The following is a 26,952-nucleotide window of genomic DNA, read 5'->3' on the forward strand; positions in this document are numbered from 1 at the left end:
CCGCCCACCCGCCCGCCCCCTAACCCAGGGGACCGGCTTCCAGGGGACGGAACAACGGCGGCGAAAGTCTATTCGCGGCGGCGATCGTGCGCCGTCTGGAACAAATCCTGGACCAGGGCCAGACTGGTGGGACCAAACGACCCTACGTCGATATTCATCCCCGTGCCCGGATCGGCCAGCGCCAGACGCCCGTTGGCGTGACGCTCCAGGCGATAGGGCGTCGCCAGGTCGATTTCCCGGCGGTGCCGCTCGCGCTCCAGGCTTTTCAGGATTCCCTGAAGAAAGCCGCTGCTCGCGGCGGGAATCCGCGTCATCACGACGTTGTCGGGAGGCACGATCACCGCGACCGTGCCATCGTTTTCAACCCGGAAGGCCATGTCCTCGGTGGCGACCACGGCGGAGCGGTAGTCAGACCCGGGATCGTATCCACTGAGACGGGCCCACGCCGCGACCAGGATGGTGAGGCTGACCACGATGGCCGCCGCGATCAGGGCGGAGCGTGGAACCGGCTTGTCTTCAAAGGGATCACCCATGGCGCTCGTCTCTGTTGAGTCCGTGTTTTGTGTGGCCGAACCGCCATCTGGCGGCGCGACGGGCCTTCGGGGCGGGCGTCTACCCGGTCTGCTCCGGTGGCGCCCCCCTTGCGTCCCCCGACGGACGGCCCTGCCGGGGCGATCCTCCCCCCCTCAGGGGAGGCCGCACCCGGCCGGCGGAACGACTACCCGGCCGCATCTTCGGGGCTGTCGGGTTGAGAAGGCGCGGAGCGCAGGGCCTCGGCCAGAAGCGCGGCAACGCGCCCGGCATCGGGGATGCACCGCAACATGGGCTCCGCCCGGGTCACCCGCCACGGACGGGCGTGGGGCCACAGCGCCAGATACGCCAACCGGACCTTGGGGGTCAGCGTCAACGGGATGTCCCCCGTTCCATTCGCGTACACCTTGAGGGCCGCGCTGGTCACCGCCGTGAACGGCAGGTTCATGGTCCGGGGCAAGGCAATGCCAAACCGCAGGGCAACCCTCCGGTTGGTAATGGTGTAGATGGTGGATCGGGCCAGCCACCGCGCATAAAGGCCGATCAGCCCCAGAACCACCGCCGCCGGCACGATCAGCGACGAGGACGCCATGACGGCATCCCCCGCCGCGGTGCCACCGGCGATGGCGGAGAGGACCTCCCAGGCAAAAAGCCCCACGAAGTAGAGGAGCACCAACCAAAAATGCAAGGCCCGCCGCGCCAGACCTTTCCAGTCTGGCGCTCCCTGCCAGAGGATGGTTTCACCCTCTGGCAGAGACTCGGGCAGGCCATGCACAGGGTCGGAGTCGTATTCCCCCATCACCAAGCCTTCTTGGTGTACATCATGCCGCCGGCGAAGTAGCCCATGATGCGGTCTTCTTCACGCAGGGTGATCTGATCGCCGCGAGCCGTGGTCGGAGCCGAGGCGAAGTGGGCGCTGTCGGCCGAACCGACGTAGATCGTGCGGGTGGCGGCCACGATCAGGGCGCGGGTGACGGGCACCAGAACGCGCTTGCCGTCCTTCAGGGCGACTTCGAAGTAGCGGCCCAGGCATTCCGACTTGTCGATCCACACATCGGCAACCGACCCGACGACCACGTCATCGGCGGCCACGACCTGCATGCCATGCGGGTCGGCGTCGCAAGACGACAGCCAGAAGTCCTTGTGCTTCGACAGCGGAACGATGCGGGCATCGCCTTCCAAGGTCAGGTCCGGGGTGGCCGCCCGCTCGGTGAACGCGGCGGGGCCAACGGCGTCGATCATCGGGTCGCCGGTCGGCTCCAGGGGCGAGCCGGCCCAACGGGCGGTCGGCTTGGCCTTGATCACGCGGGTGTCGCGCGCGTCATTGGGAACGGCGCGGGTGCCGCCGTGCGGCATGTAGAAGGTCTTCGGGGGGCTCATGGCGTGCGGCCCCATGGCCTCCAGCTTACCCGACAGGTCGTCTTCCAGCGGATACCCCTCGCGGCGGTCTTCCATCCGCAGATAGACGATCAGGCCCAGGAAAAACGAAACGAAGAAAACAGCAGTGACAAGAGTGGCAACGTCAAAATTGCCAACGAGTTGTCCAACAAACATAGCATGGCCTCCTGATGTCTGAGCTTAGCCCGGGAATCCGGTCAGCCCGAAACGGTCCCTCGACCGCTTCCGCCCAGCCAGCCCGTCACGGGCCAGAGGGAAGAGCACGGCCAACGTGGCAATCAGCAACACGATCTCAATCAGGTACACGACTCCGTACCCAGCATACGACGCCGCCGGCGAGTGGCCAAGGCCCCCGTAGCCGGCAAGGGCGGTCACCATGTCCCGGATGAATCCGCCCACCAAAGTGCCGCCGCCCATCGCCGTGGCCTGCACCGCGCCCCAGGCACCCAGGGCGAGGCCGGCATCCCCGTCGTCAGCCAGCGACATCGCCGCGGTGAGCATGCCCACCGCGAACAAACCACTCCCCAGCCCGATTAAAACAGTCCCCACCCGAAACACCATCAGCGAGGACATGGGAGTGGCAATCAAAACGCAAACAAACGCCGCCATTCCGATCACCGCGCCCACGGACGCCAGTCGTATCGGATCGGTGCCCCGGTCCAGCAGCTTGGCCGCGAGCGCGAATCCCGCCAGGGTTCCGGCGGCCAGCATGGCCGTGAGCACCGTGGTTCCGCTGACCGACAGGCCCAGGACCTGCCCCCCGTAGGGCTCCAGCAGCACGTCTTGCATCGAAAAAGCGGCAGTGCCGATCCCCAGGCCCAGCAACAGGCGCAGCGGCTGGCCTTTTTCGTAAAAGGCGGCCCAGGTTTCGGCGAAACTCGGCTGTGCCACCGTGGGATCGGTCAGCACGGTATTGCGCACTTCCTGCTTCCACAGGGCGATCATGTTCAAGATCATGGTCACCACGGCGGCGCCTTGGATCACCTGGATCAGCTTGACCTGGGTGAAGTCCTCCAGCAGCAGGCCGAACATCACGCTTGAGCCCATCATGCCGACCAGCAGCATGACATAGAGCAGCGCCACCACCCGGGGCCGTGATTTCTCGGGCGCCAGGTCGGTGGCCAGCGCAAGGCCCGCCGTCTGGGTGGTATGCAGGCCAATGCCCACCAGCAGGAAGGCAAGCGCGGCGCCCACGTAGCCCGCGAGACCCGAGCCAACCACCCGTCCGTCGCCCGAAAGCAAGAACAAGGCAAACGGCATCAGGGCCAGACCGCCAAACTGGGCGAGCGAGCCCATCCAGATGAAGGGAACGCGACGCCAGCCCAGGAACGAGCGGTAGGTATCGGACTTGAAGCCGATCAGCACGCGAAACGGCGCGAACAGAATGGGCAACGACACCATCGTGGCCACCAGCCACGTCGGCACGCCCATTTCAACCACCATGACCCGGTTCAAGGTGCCGGTCAGCAGCACCATCGCCATGCCGACCGAGATCTGGAACAAGGACAGGCGCAGCAGGCGGTTCAAGGGCAGGTCGTCGCTGGCCGCGTCCGCGAACGGCAGATACTTGGGCGCCAGGGTCTGCCACTGGTCCGACATGGTGCCGCCGGCCTTGCGCACCTTGTCCATCAGGGGGTCGTTGATGTCCCCCCCGTGCGCCGCCGGTCCCTGCACGATGGCGGCCAGGTCGTTGGCTTTTTCCGCCCAGCCGTTGAGCCGGGATTGCAGGCGGTCGCCCAGCACCCGGCCCAGGTCGGCGAACGACGAGGCGCCGCCCAGGGGCAGCGGCCCGGACGTCGCGTCCTCCGTGGAGGAAACGCCGTCCGTTCCCGTTTTTTCCTGACCCGGTTCCGACTTTTGCACGCGCCGCGCCAGGGAATCCGCCTTGGCGGCCCAGCGTCGCACCGTTTCGTCGGAGCGGCGCCCGATGTCGCCCAAGGTTTCCAGCCCCCGGTCCCCGACCATGGTTCCCAGGCGCTGCTTCAGGCCGTCCACATCGATCTGGCGGGCGGCCTGTTGGGCACGGCGCACCCACAACTGCGCAAGAATACGGGACCGGGTCTCGCGTGTCATGCCGGACACAACTCCAGAGCCTGGGAAATATAAAAACCCTTCACGATGCGCACGGTACGCCCGACGCGCCAGCCCGTGAAGGCCGGATCGGAGGAAAGACGCTCAAAAAAGGCTTTTTCTTCCAGGGGCACGATGGCCGGCGACCGATCCGTGCGCGGAAAGAACTGACCCACGAAGTGCATCAGGGCCAAAAGCGGCGTGCGGGGCGCGAAAGTGATGACCAGCGCCCCATCGGTGCGGGCAACAAGTCCGGCCAGCACCTTGAGCGTGTCGTCCATCTCGTAATGGATCAGGGAATCCATCGCCACCACGTAGTCGAAGCGGCCCAGGGCCGGATCGAGCATGTCGCCAACCTGGAAATCGATCGACCCCGGCCCCGGCAGCTCGGCGGCCCGGGTCTTGGCGTGCTCGATCAAGGTGGGGGCCACGTCGATGGCGACCACGGTGGCGCCCCGCGCCGCTGCCTCGAACGACAAAAGGCCGGTGCCGCAGCCGGCATCCAGCAGCCGCTTGCCGGTGAGGTCGGCCGGCAGCCACGACAGCAGCGTGGCGCGCATGGCATCACGCCCGGCGCGCACCGTCGCCCGGATGCGGCCCAGCGGCGCATCCGAGGTCAGGCGCTTCCACGCCTCCGAGGCGGTACGGTCGAAGTACGTCTGAATCTGCCCGCGACGGGCATCATAGGAACCGGTGGTCATTAATCGTACCCCAGAAGGTCGAAAATATGCCTGTCCTTGAGCGCGTGGGCGTCAAGGGGATCCACCCCGGCCCACAGGGCTTCGGCGATGCGCAGGTATTCACGCTGCACCGCCTCGACCTCGGGATCCGGTTCCATTTCGAACAACGTGGCCTTTTTCAACCGGCTGCGCCGGATGACATCCAGGGCGGGAATACGCCCCAGGGTCCGCATGCCGGTGGCTTCGTTGAACTTATCGATCTGGTCGGTGTTATCCGAGCGATTGCAGATCACGCCGCCCAGACGCACGTCGTAGTTCTTGGCCTTGGCCTGAATGGCGGCGATGATCCGGTTCATGGCGAAAATCGAATCGAAATCGTTGGCCGCCACGACCAGCGCGCGCTCGGCGTGCTGCAGGGGGGCGGCGAAGCCGCCGCACACCACGTCGCCCAGCACGTCGAACACCACCACGTCGGTATCGTCGAGAAGGTGATGTTCCTTCAGCAGCTTGACCGTCTGGCCCACCACGTAGCCACCGCAGCCGGTGCCGGCGGGGGGACCGCCGGCCTCGACGCAGCTCACGCCGTTGTACCCGGGGAACACGAAGTCCTCGGGGCGCAGTTCCTCGCTGTGGTAGTTCACCGATTCCAGCGCGTCGATGACGGTGGGAATCAGGGACTTGGTCAGCGTGAAGGTCGAGTCGTGCTTGGGGTCGCATCCGATCTGGATGACCCGCTTGCCCAACTTGGAAAACGCCACCGACAGGTTGGAAGACGTGGTGCTCTTGCCGATGCCACCCTTGCCGTACACGGCAAAGACCTTGGCGGTATCGATCGCAAGCGCCGGGTCCATCAGGACCTGCACGCTGCCTTCCCCATCGGGGGGGGCAACAGGGGTTTCAAGCACGCTCATGACTCCTTCCGATGCGGTTCGCGCACCGCGTCAGCCCACAGACTCATGCGGCCACCCCTTCCGACACGTTTTCCAGGTTGTCCTCCAGTTCCTCGCCGGCGCGGCGCAACGCCTCCAGCATGGCCTCGTCCGGTTCCCAGTACTTGCGTTCGTGTGCCTCCAGCAGGCGGTTGGCCACCCGGGCCGACGCCGTGGGATTGAGGGCCGCCAGCCGCTTGCGCATTTCTTCGTCGAGGAGGAAAGTCTGGGTCAACTGCTGATAGACCCAAGGCGCCACCTGCCCCGTGGTGGCGGACCACCCCATGGTGTTGGTGACGTGGGCTTCGATCTGACGCACCCCCTCGTACCCGTGCGCCAGCATGCCCTCGTACCATTTCGGATTCAAGACCCGAGTACGCGTTTCCAGGGCAACCTGTTCGGCCAGCGTGCGCACCTTGCCGTCGCCCTTGGTCTGATCCCCAATGTAAACGGGAATCTGCTCGCCCTTGGCGCGTCCGACCGCCTTGCTGATGCCCCCCAGGGTATCGAAGTAGTGATCGATGGTCGTGACGCCCAGTTCCATGGACTCCAGGTTCTGGTAGGCCAGATTCACGTCCGCCAGCATGGTCTGGAACAGGGCCCCTTGCGCCGTGGGCTTGCCGTTGGTCCCGTAGGCAAAGCTCTTGCGCCGGGTGAAGGCCTCGGCCAGTTCGTCCTCGTCGTTCCAGCGGCCGCTGTCGATCAACTGGTTGACGTTCGAGCCATAGGCGCCGTCCGCGTTGCTGAACACCCGCAGCGCGGCCGTTTCCATGTCGCAGCCGTGGGTCTTCATGTAGGCGAGCGCGTGCTTGCGGACATAGTTCATGTCCTCGGGCTCCTCGGCCCGGGCCGCGAGCTGCGCCGCTTCCGCCAGCAGCTTGGTCTGCAAGGGCAGCAGATCGCGGAAGATGCCCGACAGGGTCATGATCACGTCGATACGCGGCCGTCCCAGCACGTCCAGCGGAATCAGGTCGGCCCCGGCCAGGCGCCCGTAGCCATCGAAGCGCGGCCGCGCCCCCATCAGCCCCAGGGCCTGGGCGATCGGGCCGCCCTCGTTCTTCAGGTTGTCGGTGCCCCACAGCACCATGGCCACCGATTCGGGCAACGGATTGCCGTCGGCCACGTGGCGTTGCAGCATCAAGGTCGCGTGGCGCATGCCATCCTCGACCGCGAAGCGCGACGGCAGGCGCCAGGGATCGAAGCCATGCATGTTGCGCCCGGTGGGCAGCACGGCGGTGGTGCGCAGCAGGTCGCCGCCCGGGGCCGGATGGATGTAGCGCCCATCCAGGGCCCGCATCAGGGCCGGCAGTTCGTGGTCCTGGCCCAGCAGGGTGTTCATCCCCACCAGTTCCACGAACACGTCCTTCAGCGCGTGGTCGGCGGGCAGGCCACCGGCGGCCAGGGCGCGGGCCGGGCTTTCGCCGTTGACCAGGGCCTCGATCGCCGCGCGCGGCGCCCGCTGCCCATGCGAGGCCTCGCACACCGCCATCAGAAGGTCGGTGCGTTCCTCGGGCCCCGGCGGCTTGCCGATGACATGCAGGCCATGCGGGATCAGGGTCTGCTCGACTTCCAGGACCTGCCCCACCAGCTTTTCAATGCGCTCGCGGGCGTCGTCGCCCCACAGGGGTTCGGCGTCGGCCAGGTTGACGTCGGCGGCCTGGGCCTGGATCAGCCCGACCATGCGGCCGCGCTCGTCATCGGCTTCCGGCGGCAGGCCGCGGTAGCGCTCCAGCGACGACTTCAGTTCCAGAAGACCCTTGTGCAAGCCGGCCTCGGTCACCGACGGCGTGAGGTAGGTGATCAGCGTGGCCGCCGCGCGGCGCTTGGCGAGCGCGCCTTCCGACGGGTTGTTCGAGGCATACAAATACATGTTGGGCAGATCGCCGATCAGGCGTTCCGGCCAGCACTTGCCCGAGAGCCCGCTTTGCTTGCCCGGCATGAACTCCAAGGCGCCGTGCATGCCGAAGTGAACCACGGCGTGAGCGCCCAGGTCCTCGCGCAGGTAGCGGTAGAAGGCCGAGAAGGCATGGGTGGGCGAAAAGCCCTTCTCGAACAGCAGGCGCATGGGGTCGCCTTCGTACCCGAAGGTCGGCTGGATGCCCACGAACACGTTGCCGAACTCGGCGCCCAGAATGTACAGGCTGGCGCCGTCGGTCAGATCGCGGCCCGGGGCCGGGCCCCATTGCGCCTCGATCTCGGAAAGCCAGCGCTCGCGGCGCACATGGTCATCGGTGCGAATGCGCGCATGCACGTTGGCGGGCGCCCCGAACTGGGCGGCATTGCCCCCCAGGATGCGGGTGCGCAAGGCGTCCTCGGACTCGGGCACCTCAACCTGGTAGCCGGCCTGGGCCATGGCGCGCAAGGTGTTGAGCAGCGACGCATACACCGAAAGATAGGCGGCGGTGCCGGTCGCGCCCGCGTTGGGCGGGAAGTTGAACAGGACCACGGCGACCTTGCGCTCGGCCGGCGGCGTGCGGCGCAAGGTGACAAGACGCAACACGCGGTCGGCCAGGGTCTCCACCCGCTCGGGATGGGGCACCATCTCGCGCCCCGGCCCGTCGGAGGCCTCGCCGTCGTCGGCGCGCCCGCCGTACAGCATGGGGTTGATGCAGCCGTCCAGCTCGGGGATCGCGACCATCATGGTCGATTCCACCGGCATCAGGCCCCGGGCCGACTCTTCCCACTGCGCCAGGGTCTGGAATTCGACCGCGTGCGTGGTCATATACGGAACATCAAGGGCCGCCAGCGTTTCCTCGGCCGCCCGGGCGTCGTTGTAGGCCGGCCCGCCCACCAGCGAGAAGCCGGTCAGCGACAGCATCAGATCAACGGTCGAACGGCCGTTGCGCATGAAATAGGCTTCGACCGCCGGACGGTTGTCGAGGCCGCTGGAATAGGCCGGTACCACGCGCAAGCCCCGGGACTCCAGGGCGGCGATCACCGCGTCGTAGTGCTGGGTGTTGCCGGCCAGCACGTAGGAGCGCATGACCAGAACACCCACCACGCCCTTCACGCCTTTGTCGGCCAGGGCCGGATCCAGGGCGGGGAGTTTGTCCAGGCGATCGGTCACCCGGCCGGGCAGGCGCGGGTGGTAGAGGCCCACGTCGGGGTAATCCACCGGCCCGGCGGCCTTGACCTTGCCGCGCAGGGCCGCGTGCGGGCCGGCGGCGTAGCGATCGACCAGGTAGCGGATCATGTTGATCAGGTTGTCGTCGGACCCGGCCAGCCAGTACTGCAAGGTGAGGAAATACGCGCGCAGGTCCTGGGCCTTGCCCGGGATCAGGCGCAAGATGCGCGGCAGGCGGCGCAGCATGGCCATCTGCTGGGCGCCGGCCCCGGCCGTGGGTTTGTCGCCCTTGTTCTTGTCGCCGCGCAGGCGCTTGAGCAGGGCGAGCGGGCCCCGGTCCGAGCCCTGGAACGTGAAGTTCCCGAGCTTGGTCAGGTTGACGATCTCGCCCGAGGCGAGGCAGCCGACCAGGGCGTAGCACTGGTCGCGGCGGGCCATCAGGTCGGGGAGCACCGCCTTGATCTGATCTTCCATGAACAGCATGGTGACGATCAGGATATCGGCCTGGGCGATGTCGGCCTTGGTACGGGCCAGGGCCGCCGGATCCTCGGACCACTCGACGGCCGCGTGCATGCGCAAGACGAGCCCCGGGACATCCTGGCGCAAAATGCGCTGCGCGCGCTGGACGGCACCGGCAAGATGGCCGTCCAGGGTGACGATCACCACCCGCAGGGGGGCGGTTTCAGCTTCCGAAGTGGGCTTTTGCATCGTACAGCGTCTCGACGGTGATGCGCGCGAGGCCACGGTCGGCCGCGAAGCGCTCTGTGTTGCGACGGGCTTTCCCCCGAACAAAGAACGGGATCTTGCGCAGTTCGGCCTCGGCCTCGGGCTCCCAGGTCACGCCGGGTGTCGAAGGCGAGGTCGAGGACGAAGGGGACGCGTCCCCGGCGGCCGGCGCGGCCACGAGGGTCGCGGCCGGGTCGGCCTGGATCGAAACAACGGCGTCGGCCGGCTCCAGCGAACGGGGCGCGGCCGATCCCAGGTGAGACGGGGCGGCTTCGGCGTGAAACTCGAAGTCCTCCCGGAACATGGTCAGCAGGTGTTCCTCCAGGCCCATCATCAGGGGATGGACCCAGGTGTCGAACAAAACGTTGGCGCCTTCCAGGCCCATTTGCGGCGCGAAACGGGCCGGGAAATCCTGGACGTGCACGGGGGCGCTGATCACGGCGCACGGCAGCCCCAGACGCTTGGCCACGTGGCGTTCCATCTGGGTGCCCAGCACCAGGTCCGGGCGCAGGTCGGCCAGACGGGCCTCGACTTCCAGGTAATCGTCGGTGATCAGCGGCTCGACGCCATACTGCTCGGCCGCCTGGCGGAACTCGCGCCCGAACTCACGCGAATAGGTGCCCATGCCGACCACGTTGAAGCCCATTTCGTCCTGGGCCACGCGGGCGGCGGCGATCACGTGGCTCGCGTCGCCAAACAGGAAAACCCGCTTGCCGGTCAGGTAGGTGGAGTCCACCGAGCGCGAGTACCAGGGCAAGCGCAGCGTGGACTCGTCGAGGGCCGGCACGGGATCGATCCCGGCCACCCGCGCCACCTCGGCCACGAAATCGCGCGTGGCCCCCACGCCGATCGGCATCACCCGCACCGAGGGCTGCGAGAAGGTGCGTTCCAGCCAGCGGGCCGCCGTGTCGGCGACCTCGGGGTACAGCACCACGTTGAAATCGGCCGCGCCCAGGCGGGTGAGATCGGCCGGACTGGCGCCCAGCGGCGCCACCACGTTGACCGTGACCCCGAGAAGGTCGAGCAGGCGGCGCACTTCCACCAGGTCGTCGCGGTGACGAAAGCCCAGCGACACCGGGCCCAGGATGTTGCACGAAGGCGCCTGGCCCTCGGGCCGGGGCGGACGCGGGCCCGGCTGGCCCCGCCCGGCGAGGCCGCGCACCAGGGCATAAAAGGTTTCGGCCGCGCCCCAGTTTTCCTTGCGCTGATAGGACGGCAGCGACAGCGGAATCACGGGGATCGGCAGCCCGACGGCGCGGGCCAGCCCGCCCGGATCGTCTTGCAGCAACTCGCCCGTGCAGGTGGGCGCGACCAGGATCACCTGCGGACGGAAGCGTTCATACGCCTCGGCCACCGTGCGCTTGAACAGGCCGCCGCTGTCGCCGCCCATGTCGCGGGCCTGGAAGCTGCTGTAGGTCACGGCCGGGCGGCCGGCCCGGCGTTCGATCATGGTGAACAAAAGATCGGCGTAGGTATCGCCCACCGGTGCGTGCAACACACAGTGGACGCCTTCCATGGCCGTGGCGACCCGGATGGCCCCCATGTGGGGCGGGCCTTCGTAGGTCCAGACCGTCAACTGCATGCGATCACACCTTCAACAGAGCGCGCCGCGCCAGGGGACGGGCGAACAAGCCCGCGAGATCACCCGCCTGGTCGTAGCCATGCACCGGGGAAAACACCAGTTCGATCGACCACTTGGTGGTCAGGCCCTGGGCCTCCAACGGATTGGCGAGCCCGAGCCCGCACACCGTCAGATCGGGCTTCGCCGCCAGGCAGCGGTCCATCTGACGGTCCACGTCCTGGCCCTCGCTGATCAGCGCGCCCTCGGGCAACAAGGCCAGATCGGGCTCCACGAGCTGGCGGTTCAGGTAGGGCGTGCCCACCTCGACCGGGATCATGCCCAGTTCGCGCGACAAGAAACGCGCCAGCGGAATTTCAAGCTGGGAGTCGGGGAAGAAGAAAACGCGCTTGCCGTCCAGGGACTCGCGCACCCGGCCCAGGGCCTGACGGGCGCGGGCCTGACCGGGGCCGGTCACGGCCTCGAAACGCTGGGGATCGACCCCGAAGGCATCGGCGGCGGCCTTCAGCCACAAGGTCGTGCCCTCGGCCCCGAACGGGAACGGAGCGGCCAGCCGCGTGGCCCCCTTGCGCTCCAGCAGGCGCACCGTGTCGCCCACGAACGGCTGCGCGGCCAAAACCAGCGTGTTGGGGCCCACCGCCGGCAGGTCGCGGGCGCCGCGCGCGGGCAGGAAACGCACCGGGCCCACGCCCATGTCGCGGAACAGACGCGCGAACTGGTCCTCGACCACGTCGGGCAGGCAGCCCACGACCAGGAGCGAGCGCCCCTCGTCGGCGGGCGCGGCCGGCAGGTGGGGGACCAGGGCGGCAAGACAGGTGTCCTCGCCCTGGGTGAAGGCGGTATCCAGGCCGCTGCCCGAATAGGCCACCACCCGGGTGGTGGCGCCGTGGCGGGCGTTCAGGCGGTGGGCGGCGCGGTCCAGGTCGATCTTGATCACCTCGGACGGGCACGAGCCCACCAGGAACAGCATGCGAATGTCGGGACGACGCTCCAGCAGGCGCCCGACCATGCGGTCGATTTCCTGGTGCGCGTCGGCCATGCCGGCCAGATCGCGCTCTTCCAGAACCGCCGTGCCAAAGCGCGGTTCGGCGAAGATCATCACGCCGGCCGCCGACTGCATCAGGTGGGCGCAGGTCCGCGAGCCCACGATCAGGAAAAACGCATCTTGAATCTTGCGGTGCAGCCAGACCACCCCGGTCAGGCCGCAGAACACGCTTTGCTGGCCCCGTTCGCGCAAGACGCCGTCGCAGGTCTTGACGGCGCCCTCGGTTGCCTCGGCCATGGACTCCGTCATGACGAAGCTCCCGCCGCCGTCTCTGCCTGGGCCTGCAGGCGCGCCGCGCGCAGCTTGATCAGGAACTGACCGGCGTTGATCACATACGTGGCATAGGCGGCCAGCGCCACGAACATCTGCCCTTGCGCGTCCAGCCAGCCGGTGAACAGCACAACCAGGTAAAGCGTGTGCAGCGCCAGGACCAGCATGCTGAACACGTCTTCCCAGAAGAACGATTCGACGAACAGATACTTGCCGAACACCACCTTCTCCCAAATGGAGCCGGTGATCATGATGGTGTACAGGACCATGGTCTTGACCACGATCGACCCTGTTGCCCAGGCGAGCCCCTCGCCGGTCGCCAGGTAGTGGAGCACCAGCCCCAGGCTGACCAGGAAGACGAGAAACTGAAGGGGGGCCAGGATGCCCTGGACCAGGGTCCAGGGGCTCTGGTCGCGCCGCAGGCGCTGTTCGGGGGTATAAAGGGGTTTTTGCACCGTGACTCCGCCGCTTCCTGACTTGTGTCCCACCGTCCTGGGCCGGCCAAGCACGCGGAGCCCGATCAAGACGCCGCCACGGCCGCACCGTCGCCATCTCCCTTGATCCTTCCGTCGCGGGCCTCCCGGGTGTCGAGCGGGAAGACGGAAAGACGGCCCACCCCTGCCTTGCAGGCGCATGGAGCCGGCCACCAGGGGATATCAACCCCAAAGCTTATTCCCCGCAAGCCGGCTCACCCCCTTGGGGTCCCTCCCGGTCCGGCGGGCGTCGATCCTTGGAGCGGGGATCCGTCTCGGGTCAGGCCGTGACATCCTCCCTTCGGGGCATCGGCCCAGGGCGCGAAGTCTAGCCACGGGGCCAAGCGCGTGTCAACTCCGTGGTGGGGAAAGCCCTTTTCCCAACGGACCTTAGGCGCTATCCTGGACAATGACGTCTTTCGTCCATCGGTAGGGAGTCGAAACCGAACGACGCCACCCCCGGGGAGGAACATCCGGCAGGAGAACACGCCCTGCCCGCCCGGCGCCCCGGCCCCGCCACGGCGGGGCCGTGCCCGTTCCCGGCGGCACGGTTTTCCTGGTGTCGAGCGGCGCGGTCCGCCCGGTGCGTCAGTCGGCGGCGCTCGCCACCGGGGCCGGGCCGGGCCACGCGGGCGCCAGATCGCCCCCCACCCGGACCGGCTCGCACGAAAGCGCAAGGCCGCTGCGGTCGTCGGTGCGCACCAGCACGCCGCACACGCTGGCCGGCCCCTCGGCCGGGGCCAGGCGGTCGGTGGGCGTCTTGCGGGTGAAGCGGTGCACCGCCGGCCCCGCGATCATCCCGATCACCGAGTTGTAATCCCCGCACATGCCGGCGTCGGTCATGTAGCCCGTCCCGTGCGCCAGGACGCGGGCGTCGGCGGTGGGCACGTGGGAGTGCCCCCCCACCACCAGGGACACCCGGCCGTCGCAGTGGTGGCCCAGGGCCATTTTCTCGCTGGTCGCCTCGGCGTGGACATCGACCACGATGGCATGCACCGTCACCCCCAGGCGATGGCGGGCCAGGATCTCGTCGATCGCCCGGAACGGACAGTCGATGGCATCCATGAACAGGCGCCCCATCACCTGGATGACCAGCGCCTTGCGTCCGCGCGACGCCTCCACCACCACATGCCCCACCCCGGGGGTGCCGGGCGGCAGGTTGGCCGGGCGCAGCAGGCGATGCTGGCGATCGATGTAGGGCAGGATCTCGCGCTGGTCCCACACATGGTTGCCGGTCGTCACCACGTCGACGCCCGAGCCCAGGAATTCCTCGCTTTGGCGAACGGTGATGCCAAATCCATGGGCCGCGTTTTCCCCGCAAACCACCACCAGATCGGCCTGGGCGCGCTGCTTCAGATCGGGCAGTGCCGCCAGCAGGGCCTCGCGGCCGCTGCGTCCCACCACATCGCCAAAGTAAAGGATATTCATGAAGCTGGGTTCCTTCCGGCTTGGGAGGGGGTGGCGAAAACGCGCACGCCCTCTTCCGTGGCCACGGCGTCGAGTCGCCAGTCATGACTCCCCGACGGGACTGTCTCCACGCGCTGAACGGCGAAGGCGAGCCCCAGAAGGAACGGCATCGGGCCGCCCGGGGCCGCCAGCGCGGCGAGGGTACGATCATAATAGCCGCCGCCCTGCCCCAGGCGTCTCCCTTCGTCGTCGAACCCCAGCAAGGGGAGCACGATCCAGTCGGGGCGCACGACCGGACGCGCGGACGCGGGCACCGGGATGCCCAGCACACCGTCTTCAAGGGGGTCGCCAACCGTCCAGGCCCGAAACACCATCGGGGCGTCGGGGGCCACGACCACGGGCAGGGCCACGCGGCAGCCCTGGGCCTCCAGGGCCGAAAGCAAGGGACGGGGGTCGATTTCGCTGCCCACCGGCACCGTTCCGGCGACGATGGTGCCGGGGGGCGGAGCGAAGCGGGCAACAACCGCGCAGGCGGCGGCGTCCGCCGCTGTCCGGGCCCAGGCCGGATCTAGCGACCGGCGGCGCAGGCGCAACGTCTGGCGCAAGGCGGCCTTGCGCGCCTTTAACGGCTCGTCGGAACCAGGAAGACGGGAGGCCGGGACCATCACCCCCCTTTCGCGTGGGCACGGGGGACCAGAAACAAAAGCTGCGGGGCCGTACCGGCCGTGGGTGGTGCGACCTCCACATGGGCCGCGAGCACTACGTGGGTGCCGTGTGACCGGGCCAGGACCCGGACAGGGACAGCTCCCTTCAGATACGTATAGCCCCCGGGAGTGTGCTGCCTCACGCACCGGACAGCGCCCGCGACACGTAGACTAAGACGCATCCAGCGTGTCTGCAATGCCTTCGATGCGATGCGCCAGTCCCTCGATGGCCTGGGCCACGCGTTCCTCGGCCTGTTCGCGGGCGCTGGGCCCGTCGGCGGTGCCCTGGGCGCCCAGGGCCGAGCGCAGCTCGTGCAGCTCGCCCGAGATGTCGGAAAGCTCATCCGCGATCAGCAGGGCCACCATGACCAGCATCAGGGTTTCGCTGACATGGCCCACCGAGCCCACCAGTTGCCGGCACCGGTGATCCAGGTACTGGCCCAGGCGCTCCAGATGCTCTTCCTGGCCTTCCTCGCAGGCAATGCGATAGGTCTTGTCGTTGATGGAAAGGGGCAGGGTCGGCATGGCCGTGGGCCTCGACTAGCGTTTGCTTCAGGTGTCCAACACGGTCTGCACATGACCGATGGCCGAATCAAGACGTCCGGCCACGGCCTGGGAAACAGTCCGCAGGTTTTCGTAATCCGCGCGCAGTTCCTCGATTTCCTGGCGCAGCTCGGCCTCCACCGCGGGGTCTCCCGCTCCGGCCGCGCCCCCCGCGCCCCCACGCTCCACGACCACCGTTTCCAGGCGGTCGATGGCCCGCGCCAGGCTTTCGACCGCCTGTTCGATCCGGACCAGTTTATAGATCGCGATATCCTGCAAGACCCTACCCCAACGGTGAGATGGCGCCCGGACTATGCCCCCGAACCCTCCTTGCGGTCAACGGGGCTTGCCGTCCTCGCCTTGCTTGTGCCCTCCTTGGGTGTGCGGGCGCTGTTGCGCCCCGCCCCAAGCATGGTATAGCTCTGGGCCTTGGTTCCCTTTCCCCCCCGGTCGCGCCACCTGGCGCGCCCGTGGCCCCGGCTGGACCGGAAGTCCATGACCCATCGCCCCATCTTGATCCTGAACGGCCCCAACCTCAACCTGCTGGGCACGCGCCAGCCGGAAATCTACGGGGCCACGACCTTGGATGATATCCGCCAGTCCTGCGCGCGCACGGCCGCCCGGCTGGGATACGCCGTTGACTTCCGCCAGTCCAACGACGAAGGCACCCTGGTGACCTGGGTGCAGGAAGCAAGGACCTCGGCCCACGCCTTGATCGTCAACGCCGCCGCCTACACGCATACTTCCGTGGCGCTCCTGGACGCGCTCCTGGCATGCGACCGGCCGGTGATCGAGGTGCACCTATCCAACATCCACCGCCGCGAGGCCTTCCGGCACCATTCGTATGTGTCGCAGGCCGCGCTTGGCATGATTTGCGGCTTTGGCGCGCACGGCTACGTGCTGGCGCTTCAGGCCATCGCCGCCCTGGACACCCCGCCGGCCCAGGCCCCCGACTGACCCTCGTGGCGTGGCCCCGGCCCGATTTCCCCCGGACGCCCGCCCGTCCGTTTTCCGTCCTATCTGACATCCCGGAGAGAACCGACCCCATGGCGAACACCCCCATCGACAGCGAGGCAATCCGCACCCTTGCCGACCTGCTGGTCGAGACCGGCCTGACCGAAATCGAGTTCGACAACGGCAGCCTGCGCCTGCGGGTCGCCAAGTCGGCTCCCGTGGTGCAGGCCTACGCCGCCGCCCCCGCTGGCGCCGCCGCGCCGGCCGCCCAGCCCGCGGCCCAGGCCCCCGTCGATCCCTACGACCATCCGGGCGCGGTCAAGGCGCCCATGGTCGGCGTCGTCTACCACGCGAGCGAACCCGGCGCGCCGCCGTTCATCCAGGTGGGCGACCACGTGAGCGAGGGCCAGACCCTGATCCTGATCGAGGCCATGAAGACCTTCAACCCGGTGCGCGCGCCGCGCTCGGGCACCGTGACCTCCATCCTGGTCGACGATGCGACGCCCGTCGAATTCGGCGAGCCCCTGGTCATCATCGAGTAGCCTCACGACAAGGGAAGCCCGCCCCCCATGTTCGAGAAAATCCTCATCGCCAACCGGGGCGAAATCGCCTTGCGCATTCATCGCGCCTGCCGCGAAATGGGCATCCGGACCGTTGCCGTCCACTCCACGGCCGACTCCGAGGCCATGCACGTGCGCCTGGCCGACGAATCCGTGTGCCTGGGCCCGCCGCCCGCCCGTGACAGCTACCTGAACAAGGTGGCCCTGCTCTCGGCGGCGACCATCACCGGCGCCGATGCCATTCACCCCGGCTATGGCTTCCTGTCCGAGAACGCCGACTTCGCCGAAATGGTGCAAGAGCACGGCTTCACCTTCATCGGACCCTCGCCGCAGCTCATCCGCATGATGGGCGACAAGATCACCGCCAAGCGCGCGGCGGTCGAGGCCGGCCTGCCCGTGGTGCCGGGCTCGGAAGGGGCGGTGCGCAGCGAGGCCGAGGCCCTGGCGCTGGCCAAGGAGTTCGGCTACCCCGTGCTGTTCAAGGCCACCGCCGGCGGCGGTGGGCGCGGCATGAAGGTCGCCACCGGTCCCCACGACCTGGGCGAGGCGTTCAGCACCGCCCGCACCGAGGCCGCCGCCGCCTTCGGCAACCCCGAAGTCTACATGGAAAAATACCTCCAGAACCCGCGCCACATCGAGGTGCAGGTCCTGGGTGATTCCCATGGCTGCGCGGTCCACCTGGGCGAACGCGACTGTTCCTTGCAGCGCAAGCACCAGAAGGTCCTGGAAGAAGCCCGCTCCCCCGCGCTGAACGACGAACAGCGCGAGGCCATCGGCGAAACCGCCCGGCGCGCGGTGGAGCGCCTGGGCTACGTCAACGCCGGAACCATGGAGTTCCTGTACGAAAACGGGGGCTTCTATTTCATCGAAATGAACACCCGTCTGCAGGTCGAACACCCCGTGACCGAAATGATCACGGGCATCGACCTGGTGCGCGAACAGATCCGCATCGCCGGCGGCGCGCCCTTGGGCTACACGCAAAAGGACATCCGCTTCCACGGCCATGCGATCGAATGCCGGGTCAACGCCGAAAACCCGGAAACCTTCGCGCCCTCCCCCGGCCGGGTCACCGACTTCCACCAGCCGGGCGGCATGGGTGTGCGCGTCGATTCGGGCCTGTACCAGGGCGTCATGGTGCCGCCGCACTACGACAGCATGATCGCCAAGCTGATCGTGCACGGCCCGTCGCGCAACGAATGCCTCATGCGCCTGCGCCGCGCCCTGGATGAATTCGTGATCGAAGGCATCCACACCACCTTGCCCCTGCACCGCAAGCTGATGCGTTCGCCCACGTTCCTCGATGGCGCCTATGACATCCGCTGGCTGGAACAGTTCGTGGCCGAGGGCCAGCACTAGGCAGCCCCCTCCCCCCGCCCTCTGGCGGGGGGATTTTTTTATCCCCTCCCGGCCGTTCCCCTTCGCTTTCGCGTTCTCTCCGGCCTGGAAGGCTTCACGCCTCCCGGCACGCCCCGAACCCCGATAGCCGCTCCTCGCAGCAAAGGATTCCCGCCGATGGGTGAAACGATCACCTTGTCCATTCACGACATCCCCCAGCCCGACCTGGTCAACGAAATCCTGTGGAGCCAGATGTCCCAGCATCTGCGCACGGCCTGCATGAAGCCGGTTGACGGGCAGACGGACTTTCAGCCCCTGCCCTACACGGCCGGCCAGTTGCTGGGGCGACTGGGATTCGCGCTTGGCTACTACGACGCCCGCCTGACCAACCTGTTTCGTTGGGCCGCCGGATCGGCGGAAGGGGATAATTTCACCTACGCGCTCACCCCTCGCAACAAGCGCCACCTGGCCGCCTTCGTCGCTCTTGTCACCCGGCGCCCGGCGCCGGAGATCGAGGGCTACCTGGACGAAATCGAAAACGACCAGGCCTTGCGCACCCACTTCCAGACGGTTCTGAAAGGACGCCAGGGGCCGATGGACCAGGGCTTTCACCCCGGCCGGCGCATGGGCTGGTACGCGGTGGCCCGGGCCTTGAAGCCGCGTGTTGTCATTGAAACCGGGGTACACACCGGCCATGGCTCCATCACCCTGGCCGCGGCCTTGATGCGCAACCAGGCCGAAGGTTTCCCGGGACGGTACTATGGCACCGACATCGCCCCGGCTGCCGGCATCTTGTTCCAGGGCCCCTACGCCGAGATGGGCACCATCCTGTACGGCGACAGCCTGGAAAGCCTGAAGAAGCTGGACGGCCCCATTGACCTGTTCATCAACGACAGCGACCATTCGGCCACCTACGAACGCGAGGAATACCGCGTGATCGAACCGAAGCTGTCGGCCCACGCCGTGGTCCTGGGCGACAACGCCCATGTCTCCGACAGCCTGCTGGAGCACGCCCGGGAAACGGGCCGCACTTTCCTGTTCTTCCGCGAGGACCCCATCAATCACTGGTATCCGGGCGCCGGCATCGGGGCCATGTTCCCCACGTCGACCTGAGCCCCTTGATCCTTGCCCCCCTTGATCCTTGCCCCCCTTGATCCTTGCAAGGCGGGGCCCATGCGCAAAAAGGCCCGAAGGGATTCCCTTCGGGCCGGGGGAAAACATCCAGGGCCGGGTTCGCGGGACGCGCGTCAGCGCTCCGAGTCTTCCAGCGGAATCACGCGCAGACCCTGCCCGTCGCGGGTCAGGGCGATGGCCAGATGGCCGTGCTTCAGGCGCAGGGCATCGGCGCCAAACAGCTCGCGACGCCAGCCTTCCAGCGCGGGCACCTCGGCCGCGTCGTCGGCGGCGATGCGTTCCAGATCGCCGATGGTCGCCACCAGCTTCTGGGCGACGCCGCTTTCCTCGCACTTCATCTTCAAAAGCACGCGCAGCAGGTCCACCACCGGCCCCAGTCCCTGGGGCAGGTCCTCACGATGGGGCGGACGCGGCAACGCGGAGTCGGGCAGCGCCAGGGCCCGGGCCACGGCTTCGAGCATGCCCTGGCCCAAGGGACCGTCGGCCAGCCCCCGCGAGACGCTGCGCAACTGGGCCAGGGCGTCGGTCGAGGTGGGGGCACTGGCCGCGATTTCCAGAAGGCCCTCGTCGCGGATCACCCGGTTGCGGGGCAGATCGCGTTCCTGGGCCGTGCGTTCACGCCACGCCGCCAGTTCCTTGAGCAGGCCCAGGAACCGACCCGAGCGCGAACGGGCCTTGATGCGCAGCCAGGCTTCCTCGGGCTCCACGCGGTATTGGGCCGGGTCGGTCAGGATGGCCATTTCCTGGTCCAGCCAGCCGGCGCGACCGCTGGAAGCCAGCTGCGCTTCCAGCTTTTCGAAAACGGCGCGCAAATGGATGACGTCGCCCAGGGCGTATTCGACCTGGCGCGCGTTCAGCGGGCGACGCGACCAGTCGGTGAAGCGCATGGACTTGTCGATGCGCGCCCGGGTCAGGCTGCTGACCAGGGTTTCGTAGCCCACGGAATCCCCGTAGCCGCACACCATGGCCGCCACCTGGGTATCGAACAGGGGGCGCGGCAGGCGGCCGGATTCGTGCAGGAAAATTTCCAGATCCTGGCGGGCGGCGTGGAACACCTTCAAGACGCGCTCGTCGTCCATCAAGGTGAACAACGGCTCCAGGCTCAACCCTGGCGCCAAGGGATCGATGCACGCCGACTCCTGTTCCCCGCCGACCTGAATCAGGCACAGCTTGGGCCAGTAGGTTTTCTCGCGCATGAACTCGGTGTCCACGGTCACATAGCGTTCCCGGGACAGGCGGTCACACAGGGCGGTGAGATCTTCGGTGCTGGAAATCAAGGACATGACGCATTCGTATAGCTCTCCTTGACGCGCGGGGCAAGAGGCGTCGCCGCTCCCGGACGCGCCCCGCGCCGTGCCCGTCGTGGCCCTCCTTGGGAAGGCCTTTCGCGGCAGGGTGACTTGACAAACCACGGACGAGGGTGTCCCCTCCCGCCCCAACCCTCTTTCCATAGACTCTCGCGTTTTTTCAGGGATCCCGGCCATGCACCGTTATCGCACCCATACCTGCGCCCAGGCTTCTCCCGCCCTGGTGGGCGAGACCGTGCGCCTGTCCGGCTGGGTTCACCGCAAGCGCGATCATGGCGGCTTGCTGTTCATCGACCTGCGCGACCATTACGGCATCACCCAGGTGGTCTGCGACAGCGCCGACCCCGTGTTCCCGACCCTGGAATCCGCGCGTGTTGAAAGCGTGCTGACCGTCACCGGCGAGGTGGTGGCGCGCACGCCGGAAACCGTGAATCCCACCTTGGCCACCGGCGCGGTTGAAGTGCGCGCGCGCGCCGTCGAGGTGCAGTCGACCGCCGAGGTCCTGCCCATCCTCGTGGCCGGGGATCAGGAATTCCCCGAGGACATGCGCCTCACCTATCGATTCCTGGATCTGCGCCGCGAAAAGGTGCACGCCAACATGGTGTTGCGCAGCAAGGTGATTTCCAGCCTGCGCCGGCGCATGACCGATCAGGGCTTCCTGGAGTACCAGACGCCGATCCTGACCGCGTCGAGCCCCGAGGGTGCCCGCGACTTCCTGGTGCCGTCGCGCCTGCACCCGGGCAAGTTCTACGCCCTGCCGCAGGCGCCGCAGCAGTTCAAGCAGCTGCTGATGGTCAGCGGCTTTGACCGTTACTTCCAGGTCGCGCCGTGCTTCCGCGACGAGGACAGCCGGGCCGACCGCAGCCCCGGCGAGTTCTATCAGCTTGATTTCGAGATGAGCTTCGTCACCCAGGAAGACGTGTTCGCGGCCATCGAGCCGGTGCTGGCCGGGGTGTTCGAGGAGTTCGGCCAGGGCCGCGAGGTCACGCCGCCGCCGTTCCCGCGCATCCCCTACGACCAGGCCATGCTGGAGTTTGGCTCCGACAAGCCCGACCTGCGCAATCCGTTGCGCATCGCCGACGTGACCGAGGCCTTCGCCGGCGGCGGCTTTGGCCTGTTCGCGCGCCAGATCGAGGCCGGGGCCGTGGTCCGCGCCATTCCGGCGCCGGGCGCCGCCGGCCGGCCGCGCGGCTGGTACGACAAGCTGAACGAATGGGCCCGCGAAAGCGGCGCCGGCGGGTTGGGCTACGTGGTGTTCGAGGAAGCCGGTCCCAAGGGCCCGATCGCCAAGAACCTGCAAGCCGACCGGGTGGAAGCCATCCGTGCCCAAATGAACCTGAAGGCCGGCGACGCCGTGTTCTTCGCCTGCGACAAGATGCTGAAGGCGGCCAAGTTCGCGGGGCAGGTGCGCGAGCGCCTGTGCGATGACCTGGGCCTGCGCGAAACCGGGGTGTTCCGCTTCTGCTGGACCATCGACTTCCCGATGTACGAGCTGAACGAGGACACGGGGCAGATCGAATTCAGCCACAACCCGTTCTCGATGCCCCAAGGCGAGATGGAAGCCCTGGAAACCATGGACCCGCTGGCCATCAAGGCCTACCAGTACGACATCGTGTGCAACGGCATCGAGCTGTCGTCGGGCGCCATCCGGAACCATCGCCCGGACATCATGTACAAGGCCTTCGAGATCGCCGGCTACCCGCGCGAGGAAGTGGAGGCCCGGTTCGGCGGCATGCTGCGCGCGTTCAAGTTCGGCGCGCCCCCGCACGGTGGCTCGGCCCCGGGCATCGACCGCATTGTCATGCTGCTGGCCGACGAGCCCAATATCCGCGAGGTCATCTTGTTCCCGATGAACGGGCAAGCCCAGGACCTGCTGATGCAAGCGCCCAACACGGTGAGCGACAAGCAACTGAAGGAACTGCACATCCGGGTCGCGCCGCCGGTCAAGGCGGTGAGCGGCGACCGGTCCTCGTCCTGAGGCCCCGAACGATGCGCGCCCTGGACGCCGGCTTGCCCCTGGTGGTGTTCGACGTGGACGGCACCCTTGCCGACAGCCACCACAACATCATCGCCGCCATGAACGACGCGTTCCAGGCGGCGGGCCTGCCGCTGCCCGAGCCCGACGCGGTCCGGGGGGTGATCGGTCTGTCGCTGGACGAAACCCTGGCCATCCTGGTTCCCCAGGCGGAAGCCGATACGCTGGCCCGCCTGGGCGTGGCCTACCGCGAGGCGTTCTTCAGCCGGCGCAACCGGCCTGATTTCTCCGAGCCCCTGTTCGCGGGGGCGCGGGAGGCCCTGGACCGCCTGGAGGCCCAGGGCGTCTTGCTGGCGCTCGCCACCGGCAAGTCGCGTCGGGGCGCCGTGGCCTTCCTGGAGCGTCACGGGCTGACCCAGCGTTTCGTGGCCGTGCGCACCGCCGACGACGGCCCGGGCAAGCCCGATCCGTGGATGATCCTGGACGCGATGGCCAGCGTGGGCGCCGATCCCGGCCAGACGGTGATGGTGGGCGATACCACCTTCGACATGGAAATGGCTGGCCGCGCCCGCGTGGCCGCGCTGGGAGTGACCTGGGGCAGCCACGCCCCCGAGGCCCTGATGGCCGCCGGCGCCCAGGGCGTCGCGCGCACCTTCGCCGAGGCCACGGCCTTCCTGAGCGAACGCCTGGGCCTGGGACCGGCGTCCCCGCCCACCCCGTGACGTGTTTTTGCCTGCCTTGCCCGATGGATCCGTGCCGATGAGCGATTCTTCTTCTTCCCTGCCCGCCGACGCGCCCCGCCCGGTCACGCCGCCTTCGCGCCAGGTGGACAAGCCGCTTTCGGCCACCTTGCGCCGGCGGTTCTACAAAACGGTCGCCGTGGCCCCCGAGGAAACCGGGTTCGGGCTGCGCCTGGATGGCAAGCCGGTGCGCACGCCCACCCGCCTGCCCCTGGTGGCGCCCACGCCCGCGCTGGCCGAGGCCATGGCCGGGGAATGGCGCGCCCAAGGCGACACCATCGAGCCCGAAACCATGCCCCTGACCGCGCTGGCCAACACCGCGCTTGACCGGGTGATGCCGGCTCAAGAGGCGGTGATCGCGGCCCTGGTCCGCTATGGCGACACCGATCTGCTGTGCTATCGCGCCGCCGAGCCGCCCGACCTGGTGGCGCGCCAGGACGCGGCCTGGCCGCCCCTGCTGGCCTGGGCCGCCGAAACCCTGGGCATCCGCCTGGAGGTCACCCGGGGCCTGATGCCCACCCCCCAGCCCGCCGGGTCCCTCAAGCGGCTTGAGGCCAGCCTCGCGGCCCTTGATCCCTGGACCCTGACCGTCGCCCAGGCCCTGACCGCGATCACCGGGTCGGTGATCCTGGGGCTCGCGGTGGCGCACCGGCGCCTGGAGGCGACCGAGGCCTTTCGCATTTCCCAGATCGACGACCTGTTCCAGGCCGAGCGCTGGGGCGAGGATGCCGAGGCCACGGCCCGCCACCGGGTACTGGAAGCCGATGCCCGCGCCGCCGGCCACTTCCTCGCCTTGTGCGCGAGCGATCCGGCCCGGGCCTGATCCCGAGGGGCGGCCCGGCCCCTCTCGGGCCTCTTTTTTCTCTTTTCCTTTACCGCCGTCCCGTTCTTGCGGTCCGTGGGTCCGATCCCCTAAAAGACCCTCAAGGGAACGCCCCGAAAGGACCATCGGACGTCAAGGCGTCCCCCAGATAGGGAGCTGTTTCCCTTCGGGGCAGGAAGCCCGTTTTTTATTGATGCCCTGGTGGGCCAAGGCGGCCCGTGGCATTAAGTGCGGAGCGGGCCCCCGAGACGGACGGCGGACATGCACACACCCTCATCCCCCTTCAGCCCTTTTCCCTTCCGCTTCTTTCCGCGCCCCCGGGCGGCGGGATTGCTGCTGGGCGGGGTCCTGCTGCTGTCGGCGTGCCTGGACGGCCCCACCATCCGCATCGCCACCCACCCCTTGCGCGACCAGGAAACCGGTTCGGGACCGTCGTGCGTGGCGCGCCTGGTGATTGAAAACCAGGGCTCTCAAACCCTGGATGCGTTCCAGGTCTCGTTTGGCTACTACCGTGACCCCGAGGGCAAGGATCAGCTTGCCTCCCTGGAGGGAAGCGGTCTCGCCCCGGGCGCAAGCCGCACGGTGGAAGGCCCGGTCGCGCCGGCGGCGTGCTGGGCCGTGGAGTTGATGCGCGACCCCGTGGTCAGCCTTTGCCGGCGCGGCTCTGACGACTGCCGCAACGCCGTGACCCTCAAGAAGGCGTCCTGATCGAAAAAACGGTTCACGCGCCAGGTGGACTCTCGGAAGCCGGGGTTTGCGCGTCCGGCTCGGGGATCTGATGGCGGTTGATCAGCGGCACCTGGGCGAGGCTGAACAGCACGGTCAGGGGCAAGATCCCCCAAACCTTGAAGGCCACCCACAGATCTGAATCAACCGTGCGCCAGATCGCTTCGTTCAAGGCGGCCAGCGCCAGGAAGAACAAGGCCCAGCGCACGCTCAAGAGCCGCCAGCCTTCATCACTGAGATGCAACGCGCTGCCAAGAGCCAGCTTCAAGAACAAACGCCGCGTGGCCAGGCCCACGAACAAAAGGGTCGCGAACAGCACGTTGACCACGGTCGGCTTGATCTTGATGAACAGATCATCGTCCAGCGCCACGGTCAGGCCGCCGAAGACAATCACGAACACGCCGCCCACCAGTGGCATGACCGGCAGCTTGCGCATCAGGAGCCACGACAGCCCCAAGGAGAGCACGGTGGCCCCCACGAACACGGCGGTAGCCGGAATCAGGCCCGCCACGGCGTTGGCGATGAAAAACACCACCAGCGGCCCTGCTTCCAGGGCCAGTTTGACAAAGGGGCTCATCGTCGTGCGCGCTTCCAGGACAGAAAACCAGACCACGGACCGGGCTTGATCGGGCCCCGGCCCCGGGCCTACAGTGCCGGGCGAAGGCGCTTGGCGCAACCGCCGCAATCACGAGGCTACGATGAAGACGGTACGGGCAAGCATCCTGGGCCGGGTGCAAGGCGTGTGGTATCGCGGCTGGACCGTGGAAACGGCCACGAAGCTGGGCCTGGACGGATGGGTGCGCAATCGGGCCGATGGCTCGGTCGAGGCCCTGTTCCACGGCGCCGACGATCAGGTGGAGGCCATGATCCGGGCCTGTCACCAGGGCCCGCCGGCGGCGCGGGTGGACGCGGTGCTGATCGAACCCGCCTCGGCCCCCGACCGCGCCGGCTTTCGCCAGCTGCCCACGGTATGACCGTCCGGGGCCGGGACCGCGCCAGCACCCGGACAGCCTCCTTTTTCCCAAGCAGACGATCGTCCCCGGGGGGCGGGTTCAGCCCGACTCCTTGGTCCACCCGCGCGGGGGCCTACCAGCGCAGGCGATCACGGGCGCGCTCCAGCGAGTCGGGGCCCTGGGTGGGGGAACGCCCGTGCGCGATGCCCTGGCGGTCCAGGCACTCGCCCAGGGCCCGGTCGTAGGCCCGGCGCGCCTCGTAGGCCGCCATCTGGGCCCGGGGATCGCCCGCGCTCATGTCATCGACGCCGGCGCCGTGAAACGCGCCCGACCGCCGTTCGGCCTGGTCATCGGCATAGCGCTGGCAGGCGCGGTAGGCGGCGCGGCCGGCCTCGTCGCCGGGACCAGCAGGCCCCCCCGGCGAGCCCCCCCCGCAGCCCGCCAGCACCGCCACCAGAAGGCCAGCGCCCACCATCCCCGTTCCCTTGCCCATTCCCTCAGCCTCCTTGCCATTCTGGACAGGCACTTAACACTGCCACGCCCCCGGAAGTCCGACAAGCGGGCGCGGGCATGGTCGGGACGCCCGGTTTTGGTGTTGCATATCATCCGCAATAGCCGTATGGTTTCGATATTAAGAACCATTCGCTGTTGCGGGCCGACGAAAATCCCTGGCCCCCCCTGAAGGATCCAAGCAGATGGCTTTTCATGGAGAAAGCGCGCTATTGGCCCCCTCTTCCGCCACCGCCGCCGCTTCCCCTTGTGCGTCCCAGGGCTGTGAAGGCGCACCGGATCGCCCCCTCGCCGATTCTGGCAGCGGCGGGCCGGTCCTGGTCACCGGCATTCTGGGGGGACGGAAAATCGCCCGCGACCTGGGGGACCTGGGGGTCCGCGTGGGCAACACGCTGACCGTCGTCCGACGCCTGACCGGCGGCGGCGTGGCGGTACGGCGCGGGGGCATGACCGTGGCCATCGGGGCCTTGCTGGCCCGCCAGGTCATGGTTCGCGCCACCTGTCCGTAACCCTTCC

The 26,952-nt window shown here is 68.0% G+C and carries 27 protein-coding genes and 1 other RNA gene; 10 read left to right on the forward strand and 18 right to left on the reverse strand.

The genetic code is table 11. From position 1 onward, the window contains the following. Window positions 1–68: 68 nt before the first annotated feature. The 15 genes from puhC to ROR02_RS03300 form a co-directional block, all read right to left on the reverse strand. Window positions 69–533: a photosynthetic complex assembly protein PuhC gene (puhC, locus tag ROR02_RS03235; RefSeq protein WP_147162575.1), complete on the reverse strand. Its 465-nt coding sequence runs from the start codon at window positions 531–533 to the stop codon at window positions 69–71. Window positions 534–718: 185 nt separating this feature from the next. Continuing rightward, window positions 719–1,330 carry a photosynthetic complex putative assembly protein PuhB gene (puhB, locus tag ROR02_RS03240; protein WP_246135378.1) on the reverse strand — a complete coding sequence of 204 codons (612 nt, stop codon included), beginning with the start codon at window positions 1,328–1,330 and terminating at the stop codon, window positions 719–721. Further along, a complete protein-coding gene (gene puhA / locus ROR02_RS03245) occupies window positions 1,330–2,085 on the reverse strand; it encodes a photosynthetic reaction center subunit H (RefSeq protein WP_147162577.1) in 756 nt (251 codons plus the stop codon). Before puhA ends, puhB begins: the two co-directional genes overlap by 1 nt. Before the next feature lie 24 nt (window positions 2,086–2,109). Beyond that, window positions 2,110–4,002, reverse strand: coding sequence for a BCD family MFS transporter (locus ROR02_RS03250; protein WP_281290994.1), 1,893 nt, complete (start codon window positions 4,000–4,002; stop codon window positions 2,110–2,112). Continuing rightward, the gene (bchM, locus tag ROR02_RS03255; protein WP_147162578.1) at window positions 3,999–4,700 is read right to left on the reverse strand and encodes a magnesium protoporphyrin IX methyltransferase; all 702 of its coding nucleotides are present in this window, start codon (window positions 4,698–4,700) and stop codon (window positions 3,999–4,001) included. Before bchM ends, ROR02_RS03250 begins: the two co-directional genes overlap by 4 nt. Then, entirely contained in the window at window positions 4,700–5,590 is an 891-nt protein-coding gene (gene bchL, locus ROR02_RS03260; protein ID WP_147162579.1) for a ferredoxin:protochlorophyllide reductase (ATP-dependent) iron-sulfur ATP-binding protein, read from the reverse strand. Before bchL ends, bchM begins: the two co-directional genes overlap by 1 nt. Window positions 5,591–5,633: 43 nt before the next feature. Continuing rightward, complete coding sequence (locus tag ROR02_RS03265) at window positions 5,634–9,380, reverse strand: magnesium chelatase subunit H (RefSeq protein WP_147162580.1); 3,747 nt, start codon at window positions 9,378–9,380, stop codon at window positions 5,634–5,636. Then, a complete protein-coding gene (gene bchB, locus ROR02_RS03270) occupies window positions 9,355–10,980 on the reverse strand; it encodes a ferredoxin:protochlorophyllide reductase (ATP-dependent) subunit B (RefSeq protein WP_147162581.1) in 1,626 nt (541 codons plus the stop codon). Before bchB ends, ROR02_RS03265 begins: the two co-directional genes overlap by 26 nt. 4 nt (window positions 10,981–10,984) lie before the next feature. Continuing rightward, window positions 10,985–12,271, reverse strand: a complete 1,287-nt coding sequence (locus tag ROR02_RS03275; RefSeq protein WP_147162582.1) for a ferredoxin:protochlorophyllide reductase (ATP-dependent) subunit N — start codon at window positions 12,269–12,271, stop codon at window positions 10,985–10,987. Continuing rightward, complete coding sequence (gene bchF / locus ROR02_RS03280; RefSeq protein WP_147162583.1) at window positions 12,268–12,747, reverse strand: 2-vinyl bacteriochlorophyllide hydratase; 480 nt, start codon at window positions 12,745–12,747, stop codon at window positions 12,268–12,270. The genes ROR02_RS03275 and bchF overlap by 4 nt, the downstream gene beginning before the upstream one ends. Before the next feature lie 606 nt (window positions 12,748–13,353). Next, entirely contained in the window at window positions 13,354–14,193 is an 840-nt protein-coding gene (locus ROR02_RS03285) for a TIGR00282 family metallophosphoesterase (protein ID WP_147162584.1), read from the reverse strand. Continuing rightward, the gene (locus tag ROR02_RS03290; RefSeq protein WP_147162585.1) at window positions 14,190–14,837 is read right to left on the reverse strand and encodes a 5-formyltetrahydrofolate cyclo-ligase; all 648 of its coding nucleotides are present in this window, start codon (window positions 14,835–14,837) and stop codon (window positions 14,190–14,192) included. Before ROR02_RS03290 ends, ROR02_RS03285 begins: the two co-directional genes overlap by 4 nt. 42 nt (window positions 14,838–14,879) lie before the next feature. Then, window positions 14,880–15,036: non-coding RNA, 6S RNA (gene ssrS, locus ROR02_RS17615), on the reverse strand. A gap of 11 nt (window positions 15,037–15,047) precedes the next feature. Then, window positions 15,048–15,401, reverse strand: a complete 354-nt coding sequence (locus ROR02_RS03295; protein ID WP_147162586.1) for a cell division protein ZapA — start codon at window positions 15,399–15,401, stop codon at window positions 15,048–15,050. A 27-nt stretch (window positions 15,402–15,428) separates the two neighbouring features. Then, window positions 15,429–15,698, reverse strand: a complete 270-nt coding sequence (locus tag ROR02_RS03300; RefSeq protein ID WP_170244932.1) for a DUF4164 family protein — start codon at window positions 15,696–15,698, stop codon at window positions 15,429–15,431. 216 nt (window positions 15,699–15,914) lie between these two features. Here ROR02_RS03300 and aroQ point away from each other — a divergent pair, with 216 nt between their 5' ends. From aroQ to ROR02_RS03320, 4 genes are all read left to right on the forward strand, one after another. After that, the gene (gene aroQ / locus ROR02_RS03305) at window positions 15,915–16,376 is read left to right on the forward strand and encodes a type II 3-dehydroquinate dehydratase (RefSeq protein ID WP_147162588.1); all 462 of its coding nucleotides are present in this window, start codon (window positions 15,915–15,917) and stop codon (window positions 16,374–16,376) included. A gap of 89 nt (window positions 16,377–16,465) precedes the next feature. Then, window positions 16,466–16,915, forward strand: coding sequence for an acetyl-CoA carboxylase biotin carboxyl carrier protein (gene accB, locus ROR02_RS03310; RefSeq protein ID WP_147162589.1), 450 nt, complete (start codon window positions 16,466–16,468; stop codon window positions 16,913–16,915). 27 nt (window positions 16,916–16,942) lie between these two features. Beyond that, on the forward strand, window positions 16,943–18,289 hold the full coding sequence (gene accC / locus ROR02_RS03315; RefSeq protein WP_147162590.1) for an acetyl-CoA carboxylase biotin carboxylase subunit: 1,347 nt from the start codon (window positions 16,943–16,945) through the stop codon (window positions 18,287–18,289). Between the two features lie 156 nt (window positions 18,290–18,445). Then, entirely contained in the window at window positions 18,446–19,381 is a 936-nt protein-coding gene (locus ROR02_RS03320) for a class I SAM-dependent methyltransferase (protein ID WP_147162591.1), read from the forward strand. Window positions 19,382–19,515: 134 nt separating this feature from the next. On the opposite strand, the gene rnd is transcribed toward ROR02_RS03320, so the two are convergent. Further along, on the reverse strand, window positions 19,516–20,685 hold the full coding sequence (gene rnd, locus ROR02_RS03325; protein ID WP_147162592.1) for a ribonuclease D: 1,170 nt from the start codon (window positions 20,683–20,685) through the stop codon (window positions 19,516–19,518). 199 nt (window positions 20,686–20,884) lie between these two features. Between rnd and aspS the strand changes: the two genes are divergently transcribed. From aspS to ROR02_RS03345, 4 genes are all read left to right on the forward strand, one after another. Continuing rightward, entirely contained in the window at window positions 20,885–22,687 is a 1,803-nt protein-coding gene (gene aspS, locus ROR02_RS03330; RefSeq protein WP_147162593.1) for an aspartate--tRNA ligase, read from the forward strand. 11 nt (window positions 22,688–22,698) lie between these two features. Further along, window positions 22,699–23,406: an HAD-IA family hydrolase gene (locus ROR02_RS03335; RefSeq protein ID WP_147162594.1), complete on the forward strand. Its 708-nt coding sequence runs from the start codon at window positions 22,699–22,701 to the stop codon at window positions 23,404–23,406. A 37-nt stretch (window positions 23,407–23,443) separates the two neighbouring features. Continuing rightward, entirely contained in the window at window positions 23,444–24,247 is an 804-nt protein-coding gene (locus tag ROR02_RS03340) for an ATP12 family chaperone protein (RefSeq protein WP_147162595.1), read from the forward strand. Window positions 24,248–24,508: 261 nt separating this feature from the next. Next, entirely contained in the window at window positions 24,509–24,955 is a 447-nt protein-coding gene (locus ROR02_RS03345) for a hypothetical protein (protein WP_147162596.1), read from the forward strand. 13 nt (window positions 24,956–24,968) lie between these two features. Here ROR02_RS03345 and ROR02_RS03350 read toward each other — a convergent pair whose 3' ends face one another. After that, window positions 24,969–25,550 (reverse strand): septation protein A, encoded by a 582-nt coding sequence (locus ROR02_RS03350; RefSeq protein WP_147162597.1) that lies wholly within the window; start codon window positions 25,548–25,550, stop codon window positions 24,969–24,971. Between the two features lie 121 nt (window positions 25,551–25,671). Between ROR02_RS03350 and ROR02_RS03355 the strand changes: the two genes are divergently transcribed. Next, window positions 25,672–25,947 carry an acylphosphatase gene (locus ROR02_RS03355; RefSeq protein WP_147162598.1) on the forward strand — a complete coding sequence of 92 codons (276 nt, stop codon included), beginning with the start codon at window positions 25,672–25,674 and terminating at the stop codon, window positions 25,945–25,947. A 112-nt stretch (window positions 25,948–26,059) separates the two neighbouring features. On the opposite strand, the gene ROR02_RS03360 is transcribed toward ROR02_RS03355, so the two are convergent. Further along, window positions 26,060–26,419 (reverse strand): hypothetical protein, encoded by a 360-nt coding sequence (locus tag ROR02_RS03360; protein ID WP_147162599.1) that lies wholly within the window; start codon window positions 26,417–26,419, stop codon window positions 26,060–26,062. A 202-nt stretch (window positions 26,420–26,621) separates the two neighbouring features. Here ROR02_RS03360 and ROR02_RS03365 point away from each other — a divergent pair, with 202 nt between their 5' ends. Then, a complete protein-coding gene (locus tag ROR02_RS03365) occupies window positions 26,622–26,945 on the forward strand; it encodes a FeoA domain-containing protein (RefSeq protein WP_147162600.1) in 324 nt (107 codons plus the stop codon). The last annotated feature ends 7 nt before the right edge of the window (window positions 26,946–26,952 follow it).

It is taken from the genome of Pararhodospirillum oryzae, from assembly GCF_007992075.1.
Classification (GTDB): Bacteria; Pseudomonadota; Alphaproteobacteria; order Rhodospirillales; family Rhodospirillaceae; genus Pararhodospirillum; species Pararhodospirillum oryzae.